This is a genomic window from Bacillota bacterium (assembly GCA_018333655.1).
Lineage (GTDB): Bacteria > Bacillota > UBA994 > UBA994 > UBA994 > BS524.
Genome location: JAGXTJ010000036.1, coordinates 1 through 14,531, shown reverse-complemented (window position 1 = coordinate 14,531; position 14,531 = coordinate 1). Strand labels below are relative to the sequence as shown.

The following is a 14,531-nucleotide window of genomic DNA, read 5'->3' as shown; positions in this document are numbered from 1 at the left end:
GAGAATCACGCTCGTAACTACGAGGGCAAAGCATGCTTAGTAACAATGCGGCAGTATGCAATCACGCAGCATATCATATTCGCGCCTTCTGCAAGCTTCGTTGGGCTTGTGTACCTGAACCGTCCATCAAAGGACGCCTTGCATTATGCGTGGACGCATGTCCATCAAGAGTAACTTGCACGGAATCCACGCCGACTGCAACGAGTTCTTGGATAATCGGAGGAATAAGGTACCAGCCATTAGTAATGATACTCATACGTAGTCGTGTCTCGCCCACCGCGCAACTTATGCTTTTGGCCATGTCGGTGAGTCTCTGCATGTTAAGAAGAGGCTCCCCACCGTAGAAAACTATGTGTACAACGCTGTACCTACTACCATTAACTTGGGTCGAGATCCAGTCTATGAGTTTATTCGCTGTCTCATCACACATATCGACGTTTTTTTCACTAACCTGAAAACAGTAGGCGCATGAGAAATTACATTTGCGCGTTAGCGTTATAGCAACATGAAGCTCGTCTCGGTGTAAAACTGCATGAATGTAGCGCTGCAGAGCTTGCTCCTCGTCTACACGATCACAGACGATTAGAGAGCGGCGCAAGAATGAGTTCGTCACAATGCCATCATGCACACGTTGAAATTCTGATGCCTTAAGAGAGACTGCGGCTTTGCTAAGAGTATTATAGACTAAGAAGTCTCCAATCTCAGTAGGCATTACTACATTGTAGGTTCCAAACATCAATTTATTCCCAACTGCCACAATCAAAATGCAATTCAAGATCAGGAACTACGACTTGCCTGTAGTAACTAAGGTTGCACATTTTCGAAGACAGGGTTCCGTTGTGCTTGAGTGCCGCAGCGCGACACCCGCCCATGCAAGTTGGTAAAAAGCTGCACTCAAGACAAGCCTCATCATAACTTTGATGAGTTACCAATTCATAGTAAATGTTTTCAAAGGACAACTTTTTAACAGAACTTAACTGGCACTCTGGCCTGTCTACAAGTAAGAAACAGTTGAATATGCGCCCATCGGGCAAAATACTAAAGCAGCCAGGAGTGCGCGCATGACATGGTGCTAGCTTCAATGGGTTACGCACCCTGAAGCCATTTTTTACAGCATATTCTATAACTGAATGCCTAGCAGCTACAAACTCTGGAGACAAAGATTCAGGAACCTGCCCGCGCCCACAGTCCATAATATGAGCTACCTCCAGAAAAATATTATTATTTCGAACAATGCCCGATGCGCACAGGTCGTCTAGCATGCAAAATGCTGAATGTATTTTTGAGAGGTCTGTGTTCATTCTTAAAGATACCGGGCAAATATCAACCACTTGATCTAGATTCGCTTTGATCACATTATAAGTTGGGCTACCATCAACGAACGGCCTTGTCTGGTTATGTATGTTTGCCGCTCCATCTAAAGTGATTTGGACTTGGCTAAGATTATATTTTCGCAGATGATTCAACACATCTGGAGTTAGAAGCGAACCATTGGTTATAAGCAATGTTCTGAGTTCCGCTAGGTGTTGTTGACACAGAGCACTAAGGTGATTCGCGACAGCTAGAAGGCCTGGCATGTTGAGAAGAGGCTAACCACCATAAAAAGTCAAATTCAAGTGTTTGAACACCCTGCCATCCATATAATGCTCTAGCCAAGCGCAAACGCTGCTCACAGTATCAAGACTCATGCTGCCTTGATTAAGTACCTTTCCAGCCGCCTCGTAGCAGTAAAAACATGCAAAATTGCAGTTGTATGTAGTATATATTGTAAGATTGACCACATTAGTATTCTTCTGTTCCTGTAGCCGAAACATGGCCAAGTTTCTCTCTTGCTTTCTATTCTCAACTATAAAGAGCTTGTCCTTCAGGAACTCAAACTCTCTTTCATTAAGCTGAGAAAAGTCTCCCTTGAGCCAGTTTTCCAATGCTGAGGTCGAGAGAGAGACTGTTGCAGCGGACAAGAGGTTGAAAACATAGAGTTTATCAGGTTCTCTACGGGAAGTGATTACTACGTTATACGTTCCAACAATCATTGGCTAACGCCCCCCGACTTCGACAATACAAGAGTAGTGGGTCGAGTGTTAATGATTTACGTCTTGTTTTCTTCTTGAACGTCTTCTTCAGCTATTGGCGAGTGTACCCCGTAAAAGTCGCACAAAGAGCTGCTGCAACAACCAGCAGTGATAGTTACTTGCTTTAAAGCCAATAGATCTCTGCCATATTCTAATATTTTCATGGCAATCCCTCCATTGAAATTTATCCCACTACTCTAATTGCACTATACAGAAAAAATGGTGAGTGTCAACCATCCGCAATCACTCTGTCGTCGGACTGAGATATTGTCACCTTGACGGGAGGAGATCTTTTTTTGTTTGTTGCTCGAGTGCAAGACTTAACAACACGAAGACCGCGCCATAGTATCTAGGCGCGGTCTTCGTGCAGAGGGTTCAGCTTACTTAACGCGCAGCATCCTAGCCAGTATAACAGCGACCTGCGCCCGCGTGGTGTGAGCCTGCGGCATAAAGTTTCCGTTTGAACCTGCCATAAGTCTCTTGGCATGCACTATGGCGACACTGCCTTGGTACTTGGCCGCCACTTCCGCAAAATCGGCAAAAGGTGCGGCCCAGATGCCTTCGAAAGCGGCCGTTTCGCCGTGCCCGGTGAGCCTCGCTAAGTAAAAGGCGAGCATCTCGCGGGTGACGAGGGCTTCTGGGTCAATCTTCTCATCCTCGCGGATAAGGTTGTTGTGCGCTGCGAAGCTTAATGCCGAAACATTGCGCTCGTTAGCGACTCCGCTTAGCCATTGGGGCCTGATGCCGATAGAGTCTTCCCAGCCTGCAGCGGTAGCTAGGAGTGAGAGCAAATCGCCTAGGTTCATGGTGGCGTCAGGGCGAAACTCATGGCCGGGGAGCCTGAGCAAGCCCCAATCGACGAGAAGCTTAATGTCCGCCTGTGCCCAGTGCGCCGCAATATCTGTATAGTTGGGCTTAACGGTCGGCACTACAGCCTGCCCCTGCCAGTCGACGTTTTTGCCGGTGAAGGCATCGAAGAAGTAAGACCCTAGTTCTTTGGGCAAGTAGATGAGCCTAATCTCCGTCGCGGGCTGCCTACGCCCCTTCACCTCGACCTGTGACACCACGTACATTAATTCAAGCCCTACGTCGGCCAGAAAACGCTGGCTCATTTGTGCCCCGGTGAGTGCGCCTTGCGGGGATACGAACTCGCCACGATACCAATTGGAACTAAAACTAGTGACTCTGCCATCATGGCGCACCGAGACAAAGAGATTGTCATTGGTGACGGGTATGCCGTTCACCTCGCGGTTCCAGGTGAAACCATGAGCGTGATGAACCTCTCCGAGCTCAGGTTGGTGGGCGCTTATGAGGACCACCGACTGGTATCTTGCGCTCACATAGCGGCTAAGAAATTGACGCGCGATTTCAAGGGCTGCGGCCCGGGTCATGGTGGGTTTATCTTCATCAGCGACTTGATCGTGGTAAAAGAGTGACTCTAGCTGACCATTTGCGGCGTCAAGAGTGACACTCGCGGAGCCCTCCTTGTCGTTTGTCTGGGTGCGGAAGTTTAGTGTCCACAAGCGCTGCTCTGTGCGCGTATCTAGGTAGAGGCGCGAACCCTGTAGCACTGCTTCTGCTGGTAGGTTAAGCATGAGGCGCGCTAGCGCTTCAGCTTCGGCAAGTGGCATTAGCCCGGCCACTAGCTCAATTTCTTTCTGCTCGTAGGGGGTTAAGCCGGCTTCTCTTTGCGCTGCTAAGTTGCCGTCTTGCTTAGAATCTAGACCGCTAGGCCAGGGCAGAACGGGGATGTTTTTTAGAATCTCACCCGTAAACGCATCTATGTGTAGTTGCCTGCCGTCTTCTAGCACATAGGCGAGAAAGGGTTTGCTCTCACCCTGCCGCCACGAGAAGCCCTGCTGGTAAACAAGCTTTAGTCCCACGCCCTTAAGCACTTCCTCAGCGCGTGCGAGCGAGATGGCCCCTGCCGGAGAAGGAAACTCATACTCCGTATGGTTGAGGTGGTAGTTCACAACCTCGCCACTGTCGGCATTGACAGTGACGGACAGCGAATTAGCCGGAAAGGGAATGTTGTTGACAAATTGGATGTAGTGAAAAGTGTAGTGGTGGGGCCAAGTGCGCACACCAATACGCACAGTCGGGGCATTGACACGAAACAAGCGCATCAGGGCAAATTGCTGCGGTGCCAGTTTTACTGCTAGGGCCTCGGCCGCGCGGGCAGCATCGGCCTGGCTTAGTTTTGGCAAGGGAGCGAAATTAACTGCGCGACCACGCGGGGTTGCCTCTTGGTGGTTGAAATTGGTGATTAGCATGCGTTCTAAATCTACGCTAACTGAAAGCGACGAGGGATTGTGACCAGCAGGGTCTTTTGTGGAACCCTGCCACTGCAAGTAGTAGATGGTCCGGTTGTCAAAACTTTGTTGCGAGGTGAAGAACTCACGAAAAGTATCGGTGGCAGGAAAGTGCCGCTTAGCCAAGAGAATGGCCTCTCTTAGCTTCGGGTCACTTTGTGCTGCTATGGCCGGCGCAGCTACAGTTAGCAGCATGACGGCGACCACAAAGGCGGCAAGAAATTTCTTCATCTTTAATCACTCCTCAGTCGTAGTACACTTACTAAGACGTACAATACGCCATGATGTTCCATAAACTTACCAAAAAATGATTTGCTACGGGTTGCAGTGCTGGCACCGACCCGCCGAGGCTTTAGCTAAAGTTACGCCGTGCACTTCTTCATAGGCGCATTTTAGGCAACCATGAATGACCGCCTTCGTCTCTTCGGTGGGGCTATCGCACCACTCGCAGGGCAGACCGCGTACTTTGCGCACCGCGAAAAAGCCTGGTACTCCGCAACGAGGGCAGCAGGTGGTCATTCTGGCGGCGAGATCTGCTGCGGCTTTAGAAATATTCGCCATGCGTGTCGGGTTGGCATGGGCCCTCATGTCGGTCTCGATAAATACTGTATGGTCTGGCGAAACTGAGAGCGCCGTGTTCACTGCTCGCGCTAGCGTGTCCCAAGTGTCAATGTCTTTCTGAAGTTCTGGGTGACTAGCATGCTGTGGACGCACCATCACGTAGTGGCTAGGGAAACCAATTTGGCGGGCGAACTCCTCCGCCTGCGCTTGGCTATGTACTGTTTTTTGCGCGTAGTTTGTCGTGGCGCTGCCATGCTCGCCGACTAATTCAAGCTCATTTTTCTTATCTACTAGCATGACAATCTCGATATTCCACGGCAAGTAGGGCAACATGGGATGCGCACTGAAGCTGCCTTCGCTACTTAGCCCGATCTCAAGTCCGCTTAGTTCGATGGCCTTTTCTGCCTTTTGGCGCGCTGCCTCAATTTGAGTCCCGAGACGGGGCACCTCACGGCTAAAAGTACCGTAATGGTCGGTGTTAAAACCGCTGATCACTTTGATTTCGGCCTTAAAGACTGGGGCAAGCAGGGGAGAGATGGCCCTCTCCTTGCCATGCATGGTCAAAAGGGCAGCTTGGCGCCCCGCAAAAAACGCGCACAACATGGTTCTTCCTCCCTTACGGCATAGCCATGGTCTTGTCTTTCCTTGACGTGCACAGTGCCTTATCCTACAATATAGTTGCTTGGTAGTGCACCCCTCGCGGATAAAAGAATATAAAAAGCGGCAGGAGATTGTGGTTGATGGATTCGATCCCTTTATTGCAGTTTGGCATCTTGGTTGTCCTAATCTGGAGTTCGGCCTTTTTTTCTTCCATGGAAACCGCGCTGATGTCTCTCGGTAGACTACGCGTGCGGCACTTGGTGGAGGAAAATGTCAAGGGTTCTCGCCTTGTGGAACAACTGCTAGCCTCTCCCGGCAAACTGCTCGGCACAATTCTTATCGGCAACAATCTCGTTAATATTGCCGCCACTGCTCTGGGCACCGTTATAGCCACAGACTACTTTGGCGAGACGCTCGGTATTGCTGTGGCCACCGTAGGCATGACCATCACGGTGCTTATTTTCGGTGAGATTACCCCTAAAACTTACGGCCTGCACCACAGCCAGCGCATTGCCCTCACCTGGGCCCCCACCGTGCGAATTATCTACATTCTGCTAAGTCCATTGTCGAGCCTAATGGAAACACTGTCGCGAGGCCTCTTGTACTTAATCGGCGCGCCGGTCACACACAATGCGCCTACTTTTAGCGAGGACGAACTGCGCACCCTCGTTACCGTCGGGCAAGAAGAAGGCATCCTACAGATTGAAGAAAAAGATATGATTACTAGCATCATTGAGTTCGGCGACACACTAGTTAAGAATATCATGACCCCACGCACCGAAATTGTGCGCGTGAGCCTGCGCATCGAATATGAAGACCTGCTCTCCATAGTTCGCCACAATGGCTACTCGCGCATTCCTATATATGATAAAGGCATCGACGACATCGTGGGCATCCTTTACGTTAAAGACTTGATTGGCGTATCAAGTGACAGTTTTGAGCTCATCAGTTTTCTTAGACCGCCCTACTTTGTGCCCGAATTTAAGAAAGTCAGTGAGCTTTTGGCGGAGTTTAAACGCAAGAAGATTCATATGGCCATCGTCGTGGATGAGTACGGCGGCACGGCTGGCCTCATCACCTTCGAAGACTTAGTAGAAGAAATACTGGGCGAGATTGCCGATGAGTATGACGACGACGAAATCCCAGAATTTACGTATGTAGATGAGTATACGATTGAGCTGTCTGGCACTATCGGCATACGAGGTGCATCGGAACTCTTGGGCGTGGAGTTGCCAGAGGGCGAGTACGACACCGTTGGGGGCATGCTGATGTTCATCTTGGGCACCATACCCATGGTTGGTGACTCGGCCGAGGTTAATGGCGCCGCTTTCAAGATTAAGACTATGGACGGTTCGCGCGTAGACATTGTAACCGTCACGCTGCACAAGGGCGAGTGAGTAGTAAATTCTTAACTACTAGAGTTCGAGTTCGCGAAAAGCCAGCAGGCAGAGACTAGACCAACTCTCTAGTTGCGCCATATTCTTAAGCAGCACCTCTTCTCTGACAAATTCCCCCGTCATCTTGTCCTTCTCCCTTACTGATACTTGGCCCTGAGTTTTTAATATCAACAAGCACCCCAAGTGGTCGCGCGAGACGGGGGTGCTTAAGTCGTTTATGAGCCCACAAAAGACGAGCTCCCCGCTGTTTTCGGCGGAGACATGTAGTTCTTCGTGGAGCTCACGCCAGGCAGCCCTCCTAACGATAGCGGGCTCTAGCGGCCCGTCAGTCGGGTTAATGTGCCCGCCTACCCCTAGGGAGACTTTGCTGTGCAGGCGGACCTCGGACTGCGTTGCGAGCCGCGTACAGGCAAAGATGCGGCTAAGCGCATCTACTACTACCACATAGGGGATCAGCTGTCGGTAGTGGGGATTACCCTCGGCCTCATCACGAGGCAGGAATAGGCTTACGGCGGACAGGGCCGCTAGACTTTCTTCGCCGCAGCGAATTAGGCCTTCGCCCTTAATTAAATTATTGGCGGCCTCTGCTGTTACGACCAATACTTTTTCCATTCTGCTCCCCCTCTCGGGCCTCTCGCACTAGGTACAGAGTTACTTCCTCCCGGTTGTGCCAGAGATGCCTACCGCGCACAAACACAAACTCTTGGCTTATTCGTTTTAGGCATTGCCTAATTAAAGGCAGGGGCTCGCGCCCCATAAATTTAACGGTAAGCAGGAGTTTGCCCATGGGGCGTAGACAGGGGGCTAAGTCCATGAGCATGTCTGCTGTGCGCAACGCATCGCGGCTGATGTCGCAAGTTATGAGGTCAAAGGAGGCTTCTTGCGGCTTAATATTCTTGGCGTTCGCCTGTATGTACGTAAGTCGAGGGTGAGTTAGGAGCTCACTGTCTAGCAAACCAGTGTCTATCGCGGTAACATAGAACCCTCTCTCGAGCAGAAAAGATGTAAAGCCGCCTGGTGCAGCACCAAGGTCGAGCGCTTGCTCCATACCTCGCAAATCAACGTCTAGGACTTCACAGGCCTCCTCAAGCTTGTGCGCGGCTCGACTTAGGGCACCCTTGGCCTTGCCATAATGCGCCGCGCCACCATTCCAACTACTCAGGTTCTCGCGGGGCGTAGACAGACCGAGGTAGGCTCTCTCGTGGGCAACAAGCACACTTAGTACTAGGCTCGGGTCCTTTACCGTAGCAAGTAAACCCCTACCTTGCACCGCCCCATCAATAGCCCTCTTCACATCCACTGGGCGGTAGGAAGGGATAGCATCTAGTAGGCGGCACTGCACGGCCACGGCGCTTCCTTGCTCTACCTGCGCCAAAAGGGGCTCACAGGCCTCTCTTAAGCGCGGTAAAGCAAGTTCATCTTGCTGCATCACCAGCTCATCTTGTACGGGAAACATATGCCGCAAAAAAATAGGGGTATCTTGCTGTAGTACTTGCCAGAGCTTTACTGCGTCAGTGCCACTAGGCTCTGCTAAGAGAACTCCTGACCCTAAGGGACGCAGGGGGCAACTACTGAAACGCTGCGTCAGTTCTGCACAAAGCTGTGGTACAAAGCGCGGGTCGCATGTCAAAACTAGTGATCGCATAATGATAAAATTTCACTCCCTTGCCCTACATTATAAAGCAAACCCGGTCGGCACATACGCCCACCGGGTTTTTTGTTTGAGAACTCGCTAGGCCTTCTTGAGCTCGGTAGCTCTGCTACCGTGCCCGTCGCGCCAGTCCACCCATAGCGAACTAGCTACAAAAATAGAGGAGTACGTTCCGGCGAGAATACCCACGACTAGGGCGAAAGCTAGTGGGCGCAGTGTCACCCCACCAAGGACGAACACGGCTCCAATGGCTAAGAGGGTGGTGATAGAGGTGTTGAGCGAACGCCACAAGGTCTCGTTAATACTCCTATTGACGAGCTCTTCCACGTCGCTATGACGCTTAGCCTTGATCAGGTTCTCGCGAATACGGTCAAAGACAACGATGGTATCATTGATGGAGTAACCGACTATGGCGAGTATAGCCGCCACAAACTCACTGTTGACCTCAACCTGAAGCAAAGAGAAGACAACCAGGACCACAAAGACGTCGTGCAGCAAGGCGAGTACGGCCGAGATAGCAAATTTTATCTCAAAGCGAATGGTGATGTAGATAATCATGCCGATTGAGGCTAGGATTAGGGCGATAATGGCATTACGCACTAGTTCCCCGCTAAAGGCGGCGTCAACGCGGGCGGCAGATTCGAGCTCCGCACCGGGCCACTTCGCTGTAAGCGCAGCGATGGTTTGGGTGATCTTCGCTTCGTCTGTTTCGGTGGTACGTATTTGCACCATAGTGGTGGTCTCGCCACCCTCGCGCACGTCGCGCACTTGAACTTTATCAAAATAAGGCAGAACAACTTCGCGTACTTCCGCGGTAGTAAAAGCTGCTTTTAAGTCCATCTCAATCAGGGTGCCGCTCTGAAAGTCGATGCCCAGATTCAGCCCACGAAAGAACAAGAGCCCAAGACCTAGGATGATGAGCACAGCCGACAGGCGATAGAAGGTTTTGCGGCGGCCAATAATATTAAGGTTTAACTTCATCGTCATCACCCCTTACGCGCCGAGAGCTTTCGCACTGGCTACTAGTTTGGCATTAAGCATGAGTGTTAGCAGGAGACGGGTGACAAAGATCGCCGTGAGCATACTGAGAATGATACTGAGTGAAAGTGTTACGGCGAAACCACGCACGGGGCCGGTGCCAAACCAGTAGAGAACACCTGTACCAATCAGGGTGGTGATATTGGCATCCATAACCGTCCAAATAGCGCGCGAGAAGCCAGCCTTAATCGAGGCACGCAAAGTGCGGCCTGTTTTTACTTCGTCTTTAATACGTTCAAAGATAATGACATTGGCATCCACAGCCATACCGATCCCGAGCACTATACCCGCCACACCAGGCAGGGTGATCGTCGCGTTGATGGCGGCTAGGGACCACAGCACCATCAGGGTGTAGACGGCCAGGGCAAAGTTAGCGGCCATGCCAAACCCACGATAGACGGCAACCATAAATAGCAGCACCAAAGCAAGTCCGATCAGCCCCGCGAAGACACTTCTCTCGAGTGAAGCTTGTCCCAGAGTAGGGCCTACGCCACGGAAATCACGCGTTTCAAGCTCTACGGGTAGGGCGCCAGAGCGCAGCATAATCGCCAAATTGCGCGCTTCGGCAAGGGAGCCAAGCCCGGTGATAGAGCCTTCGCTACCTACCTCGCCCTCAATAGTTGGTGCAGATAGGATTTCGCCGTCTAGGGTAATGATTAGCCTGCCGCCAATATTGGCGCGGGTATACTCACGCATCAGGCGACCACCCTCTTCATCAAGGGTAAGCGAAACATGCGGCCTGTTCTGTTCGTCTAGCTGCTCTTGCGCATCACGTAGTCGGTCCCCCGACAAAAACACAGTACCTTCGGTATTTCTAAACTCAAGTAAGGCGGTTTTGCCAATCATATTAAGGACTTCTTGCTGATCATCAAAGCCAGGGAGAGAAATGCGGATGCGACGAGCGCCTTCGCGAACGATCTCCGGCTCAGCAACTCCAAGCCCATTGACGCGCTGACTGAGAATAGCCACGGCCCTAACCATAGCATCATCGTTGATAGTTGGCACTTGTTCGCTAGGGACGGCTTCCAACAGCACCATAATACCGCCGTCAATGTCGAGGCCAAAGGTAATGGCTTCGCCTAGCGGCTGGTAAGAATAATATGCTGCGCCCCCAATAAGACCTAGGACCAGCAATAGGACGAGAAGATACTTGATGTTCACTCTGGTTCCTCCTTAGATTAGCTCTAAACTCTCCGCATAATTATAGCCCGCATGGCGAGAGCGGTCAACGCATGTAACGAAAATGAAAGTATCGACTAATTACTTGTTACCAAATTATAGTTTTCTTATGGCGAAAAACATGGGCCCAAACCTGAAAAATGCACCTATGTCGAGCCGAGAGCATCTAGAGCCTTGGCCAAGACTTCGGTAGCAGTGAGCTCGTCAGTCGGAATGATGAGGTCGGCATTTTCTCTGGCCTCCGACAGTATTTTCCACTGCGCATCAAGTGTTTCTTGCCCCCATGGTATCTGTCGCCGCTTTTGCGCGGTAGATAAGGTGCAAGTTAAATAAATCAAGAAATCGGGTGCCAAACGCCGCCAAAAGCGCGGGGATACGGAATGTTCTTGCGGGATGTTGATGGCACGGTAGCCGTGCGCTTGTAAACTGTTGACGAGGGTAGTCTTGCCAGAGACGCAGTTGCCCACGACCCCCACTCGTCGCTCTAGCACTGCAAGGTTACTCTCATCGTGCGCACCTTGGTCTCAGCATCGTATTCCCCCACGCGCAGCACGAAAACAGCCATGTCGTCGCAGGGACGCTGCATATCGCGGCGCACCGCCTCAGCCAAAAGGGCATTGGCGAGAAATTCGGGGTGATCCACATTACTCTTTACAAAGTCCACAAACTCTTCATCAGCCCACGGCCGCCCCTTTGCCCTACCGGCATGATAAACTCCGTCGGTCATGCCGACTATGGCCAGCCCTTGCTCTAAGGGAAATTCGCAGATGGCCGGCTTCATGCTGCGATGTACACCAATTGGTTGGTCGCTAGGGGATAGAGTCATCGCCGTTCCACCCTGCACGACAAAGATAGGCGGCCCGGCATTTTGCGATATGACCACGCTCTGCGTTTCAAAATCGGCGGAGGCAATAACCAAGGTAGCAGAAATCCTTCCGTCGCGCAGGGCATACAGCATGTCATGCACAGCGCGAGCCACAGCGCCGTCGCGCGCCCCTTCGGAAATGAGGGTAGCAGCCTTAGAGACGACTAATTTGCTGTTCGTGCGCGCCGATTTGCCACTGCCTTGAGCATCCGCCATAATGACCGACACACCCCCCTGCGGGCGCTCGGTAATCTCTAAGGAGTCACCACTCTCAGACACGGCGTACTTGTTGGTCTTGGCCACGGCGATCTTCACTTCAAGCATAATCATCCCTCGCTCTCATTTCTCAATTACATATATTATCATCCTAAGCTTCTAAATGATAGGCTTTCTAGGCATTAAAACTCCTGACATGTCCTGCAATGGGCTATTCTCTTCTTAGAGGTTCGAGTTGACCATGGATCTTGCTTAGCGAAAGGCCGCGAGCACTAATATGCTCGCGGTCTTTCGACTAGTCTTAAGCGTCTTCCTTATTCCCAGCCAAGACATTTGCACCGATCAATATCACAAAGAATGCCAGGCAGAACAGGCCCCTAATTGCGACTGGGAACGATGTCTTCACGCGACCACCTCACATAATCATGGTTATCGCGCTCCCGAAAACCACATGGCAATACTCACAATTAATATGAAGTGGAATCCTAATATAAGTCCCCCCAAGATTTTGACCTTGACAAGAGTACCTATGCCCTTTTTGTACTGTATGTAATCTTCAACCATGGCCCAGAAGGCAAATGGGACTATAAATGCAATTATTAGCGGAATAGGCATCGTTGTTCCCTCCTTTTTATTTTTTACACAATACCATTGTTTGGTTGTGGTTGGCAAGTAAGCCGTAGGAACTGAACAGTTTGGCAATGTGCGAGATGCCTATTTGCATTGCCTGTTTCACCGTTTGCAGCAGGTAGGGTTGCATCTACTTTGTCGACTGGTATTCTCTTGCTGATAGCAAGTAGCATAAATGTGCTACTTATGCTAAAATGGAACAGGAGGTGTTTTGCGTGGCCAAGAAGATAGTTTTGCGTCAAATGGGGGGCTCCATTGGCGCGACCATCCCCAGAGAAATTGCCGAACGATTTCGTCTTGAAAAAGGTGATGAGGTATATGTGTCTGAAACTGCTCTGGGCATACTGATTACTCCATACGACCCGGACTTTGATGAGGCCATGGCCGTTTATGAGAAGGGTGCCAAGAAGTATCGAAACGCTCTGCGAGAGCTAGCAAAGTAGCGTCATGAAACAGCCGAAATGGTTGGGCAGAACTGTTATTCCGGAACTCCACATCCGGCAAGTGAGAGAGCACGGCGGCCACTATGGAATACGTGATTCCCGAGTGCTTGAGTCCGCCCTAGCGCGTCCCATGAATTACTGGCTGCGTGAGCCCACGGTCGGTATCTTCATGCTGGCCGCAGTACTGGGGCACGGACTTACAAGGAACCATTGTTTTGTGGACGGGAACAAACGAGTGGGCTTTATGGCCATGTATGTGTTTCTTGGCGTTCATGGTTATGGCTTAGATGCTCCAGAACCCGAAGTAGTCGACTTAATGTTAGAGGTAGCGAAAGGGAATGTGTCGGAATCTGCTTTGGCAGCATGGCTCAAGCAACACTCAGTTCGCCTCATGTCTTAGGCAGTGGCAGGTGGCTACGAGTTCTTTGAGGAGTAATTGTCCTAGTGCCTCGAGAACAGTTGTGTCAACGGGATTATCCGCCTAAGTCTCAAGTAGTAGGCTTTCTAGCCATGAATTACTGCCGCGCTAAAGGCCGACCCCAGACGCTTTGACCAGAACACCTTCTCAAAGAGGGCTGCGCGAGCGAGATGATTCATAGCCACAGGGCGACTTTGGACCAGGGGAAGCATGACCCCATTTGCAAGGGTCAGCAGGCTGCCCTCACGCTGCGCCTCTACCCTGCTAATGGCCTGCAAGAGAAAATACCCGTAGGCAGAGTCCCCTGCCACGCGTGGCGTAAGCACCTTTAGTGGCACAAAAGTGCGGTCCACACACAGCGTCAGGGGGACAAGGTTGCGCCTGCCGGAAACAAACTGCGCAGCATTGGCTAGGGCTTTTTTGTCGAGTGCGAACTGTCGGCAAGCGTGCTTCACCAAGGTGACCATGCATAAATCGGCACTCACAGCAGTTGACGCATAAACTACTTGGCAGGAGAGGCCATGGGTGGCATAGGCAGGATAGAATGCGAGAGCTGAGAGAAAATCAACGGACATAAAAACACCTCCCTGCTTGGCAGTATATGATGCCAATGTTGCAGGGAGGTAGTAGTTGTTCACATTTATGACATTATTAGATGAGTACATATGTCACTTGGGAGTTGAAACTGTAGCCTAGGCCGCGCTTGGTAGTAATCCAGGGCACGGAATGAGGTAGTTTTTGGCGCAGACGCGACACTTGCGCCTTAACACTGTTTTCTCCCCCATACACACCCTGCCCGCCGCTAATTTCGCTATAAATCTGACCAGGCGTAAACACGCGCCCGGGATTCGCGGCCAGTAAGCAAAGAATGCGCATCTCTTGTGGAAAAAGCGGCAGAAGGCGCCCTTGAAAACGCACCTCGCGCAGTTCGCGATTGATAACTAGCCCGCCACCTTGGCACTGCGCTAATTTTAGAGCCAACTGCATAGCCGGTATCACGCGCTCGGCGGCAAGCCCTCGGCGACGCATCTCCTGCAAGCTGGGTTTCTCCTGTGCAATGCGCTTAAGACGCCCCTTCTCGGCTATTTCGCGCACTACACGGTACACAGAGTCTACGTTTACCTCGTTACACCCTAAGGCTTGCACCAC

18 protein-coding genes are annotated in these 14,531 nt (G+C 51.2%); 3 read left to right on the top strand and 15 right to left on the bottom strand.

Annotated features, from left to right (window positions below):
- Positions 1-73: 73 nt before the first annotated feature.
- From KGZ92_07335 to KGZ92_07310, 6 genes are all read right to left on the bottom strand, one after another.
- Positions 74-739: a 4Fe-4S cluster-binding domain-containing protein gene (locus KGZ92_07335; GenBank protein MBS3889087.1), complete on the bottom strand. Its 666-nt coding sequence runs from the start codon at positions 737-739 to the stop codon at positions 74-76.
- Position 740: 1 nt separating this feature from the next.
- Positions 741-1,505 carry an SPASM domain-containing protein gene (locus KGZ92_07330; protein MBS3889086.1) on the bottom strand — a complete coding sequence of 255 codons (765 nt, stop codon included), beginning with the start codon at positions 1,503-1,505 and terminating at the stop codon, positions 741-743.
- Positions 1,506-1,589: 84 nt separating this feature from the next.
- Positions 1,590-2,033, bottom strand: a complete 444-nt coding sequence (locus KGZ92_07325; protein MBS3889085.1) for a hypothetical protein — start codon at positions 2,031-2,033, stop codon at positions 1,590-1,592.
- Between the two features lie 56 nt (positions 2,034-2,089).
- Entirely contained in the window at positions 2,090-2,236 is a 147-nt protein-coding gene (locus KGZ92_07320; protein ID MBS3889084.1) for a hypothetical protein, read from the bottom strand.
- A gap of 216 nt (positions 2,237-2,452) precedes the next feature.
- Entirely contained in the window at positions 2,453-4,615 is a 2,163-nt protein-coding gene (locus tag KGZ92_07315) for an S-layer homology domain-containing protein (protein ID MBS3889083.1), read from the bottom strand.
- A gap of 84 nt (positions 4,616-4,699) precedes the next feature.
- Entirely contained in the window at positions 4,700-5,548 is an 849-nt protein-coding gene (locus KGZ92_07310) for a hypothetical protein (GenBank protein MBS3889082.1), read from the bottom strand.
- 134 nt (positions 5,549-5,682) lie between these two features.
- Between KGZ92_07310 and KGZ92_07305 the strand changes: the two genes are divergently transcribed.
- Positions 5,683-6,942: an HlyC/CorC family transporter gene (locus KGZ92_07305; GenBank protein MBS3889081.1), complete on the top strand. Its 1,260-nt coding sequence runs from the start codon at positions 5,683-5,685 to the stop codon at positions 6,940-6,942.
- A gap of 18 nt (positions 6,943-6,960) precedes the next feature.
- Here the strand turns inward: KGZ92_07305 and KGZ92_07300 are convergent, their stop codons facing one another.
- From KGZ92_07300 to KGZ92_07270, 7 genes are all read right to left on the bottom strand, one after another.
- The gene (locus KGZ92_07300) at positions 6,961-7,554 is read right to left on the bottom strand and encodes a hypothetical protein (GenBank protein ID MBS3889080.1); all 594 of its coding nucleotides are present in this window, start codon (positions 7,552-7,554) and stop codon (positions 6,961-6,963) included.
- Positions 7,514-8,587, bottom strand: a complete 1,074-nt coding sequence (locus KGZ92_07295; protein ID MBS3889079.1) for a hypothetical protein — start codon at positions 8,585-8,587, stop codon at positions 7,514-7,516. The genes KGZ92_07300 and KGZ92_07295 overlap by 41 nt, the downstream gene beginning before the upstream one ends.
- An 87-nt stretch (positions 8,588-8,674) precedes the next feature.
- A complete protein-coding gene (gene secF / locus KGZ92_07290) occupies positions 8,675-9,574 on the bottom strand; it encodes a protein translocase subunit SecF (protein MBS3889078.1) in 900 nt (299 codons plus the stop codon).
- A gap of 12 nt (positions 9,575-9,586) precedes the next feature.
- A complete protein-coding gene (gene secD, locus KGZ92_07285; GenBank protein MBS3889077.1) occupies positions 9,587-10,792 on the bottom strand; it encodes a protein translocase subunit SecD in 1,206 nt (401 codons plus the stop codon).
- Between the two features lie 164 nt (positions 10,793-10,956).
- Complete coding sequence (locus tag KGZ92_07280; GenBank protein MBS3889076.1) at positions 10,957-11,301, bottom strand: hypothetical protein; 345 nt, start codon at positions 11,299-11,301, stop codon at positions 10,957-10,959.
- Positions 11,295-11,999, bottom strand: a complete 705-nt coding sequence (locus KGZ92_07275; protein MBS3889075.1) for a serine/threonine-protein phosphatase — start codon at positions 11,997-11,999, stop codon at positions 11,295-11,297. The genes KGZ92_07280 and KGZ92_07275 overlap by 7 nt, the downstream gene beginning before the upstream one ends.
- Before the next feature lie 321 nt (positions 12,000-12,320).
- Positions 12,321-12,506: a hypothetical protein gene (locus KGZ92_07270; GenBank protein MBS3889074.1), complete on the bottom strand. Its 186-nt coding sequence runs from the start codon at positions 12,504-12,506 to the stop codon at positions 12,321-12,323.
- Positions 12,507-12,715: 209 nt separating this feature from the next.
- Between KGZ92_07270 and KGZ92_07265 the strand changes: the two genes are divergently transcribed.
- Together KGZ92_07265 and KGZ92_07260 are read left to right on the top strand one after the other, a co-directional pair.
- Entirely contained in the window at positions 12,716-12,964 is a 249-nt protein-coding gene (locus tag KGZ92_07265) for an AbrB/MazE/SpoVT family DNA-binding domain-containing protein (GenBank protein MBS3889073.1), read from the top strand.
- Between the two features lie 4 nt (positions 12,965-12,968).
- Positions 12,969-13,364 (top strand): type II toxin-antitoxin system death-on-curing family toxin, encoded by a 396-nt coding sequence (locus tag KGZ92_07260; GenBank protein ID MBS3889072.1) that lies wholly within the window; start codon positions 12,969-12,971, stop codon positions 13,362-13,364.
- Positions 13,365-13,468: 104 nt separating this feature from the next.
- On the opposite strand, the gene KGZ92_07255 is transcribed toward KGZ92_07260, so the two are convergent.
- Together KGZ92_07255 and KGZ92_07250 are read right to left on the bottom strand one after the other, a co-directional pair.
- On the bottom strand, positions 13,469-13,957 hold the full coding sequence (locus KGZ92_07255) for a hypothetical protein (GenBank protein MBS3889071.1): 489 nt from the start codon (positions 13,955-13,957) through the stop codon (positions 13,469-13,471).
- A gap of 76 nt (positions 13,958-14,033) precedes the next feature.
- Positions 14,034-14,531 (bottom strand): response regulator transcription factor (locus KGZ92_07250; GenBank protein MBS3889070.1); only part of this gene is annotated, 498 nt, incomplete at its 5' end.

What these genes read in the sequence shown, in the direction of transcription:
- KGZ92_07320 (MBS3889084.1), bottom strand. Translation starts at nt 2,236, where the DNA reads ATGAAAATATTAGAATATGGCAGAGATCTATTGGCTTTAAAGCAAGTA.
- KGZ92_07310 (MBS3889082.1), bottom strand. Translation starts at nt 5,548, where the DNA reads ATGTTGTGCGCGTTTTTTGCGGGGCGCCAAGCTGCCCTTTTGACCATG.
- KGZ92_07255 (MBS3889071.1), bottom strand. Translation starts at nt 13,957, where the DNA reads ATGTCCGTTGATTTTCTCTCAGCTCTCGCATTCTATCCTGCCTATGCC.
- KGZ92_07270 (MBS3889074.1), bottom strand. Translation starts at nt 12,506, where the DNA reads ATGCCTATTCCGCTAATAATTGCATTTATAGTCCCATTTGCCTTCTGG.
- secF (MBS3889078.1), bottom strand. Translation starts at nt 9,574, where the DNA reads ATGAAGTTAAACCTTAATATTATTGGCCGCCGCAAAACCTTCTATCGC.
- KGZ92_07300 (MBS3889080.1), bottom strand. Translation starts at nt 7,554, where the DNA reads ATGGAAAAAGTATTGGTCGTAACAGCAGAGGCCGCCAATAATTTAATT.
- KGZ92_07315 (MBS3889083.1), bottom strand. Translation starts at nt 4,615, where the DNA reads ATGAAGAAATTTCTTGCCGCCTTTGTGGTCGCCGTCATGCTGCTAACT.
- KGZ92_07325 (MBS3889085.1), bottom strand. Translation starts at nt 2,033, where the DNA reads ATGATTGTTGGAACGTATAACGTAGTAATCACTTCCCGTAGAGAACCT.
- KGZ92_07295 (MBS3889079.1), bottom strand. Translation starts at nt 8,587, where the DNA reads ATGCGATCACTAGTTTTGACATGCGACCCGCGCTTTGTACCACAGCTT.
- KGZ92_07275 (MBS3889075.1), bottom strand. Translation starts at nt 11,999, where the DNA reads ATGCTTGAAGTGAAGATCGCCGTGGCCAAGACCAACAAGTACGCCGTG.
- KGZ92_07260 (MBS3889072.1), top strand. Translation starts at nt 12,969, where the DNA reads ATGAAACAGCCGAAATGGTTGGGCAGAACTGTTATTCCGGAACTCCAC.
- KGZ92_07265 (MBS3889073.1), top strand. Translation starts at nt 12,716, where the DNA reads ATGGAACAGGAGGTGTTTTGCGTGGCCAAGAAGATAGTTTTGCGTCAA.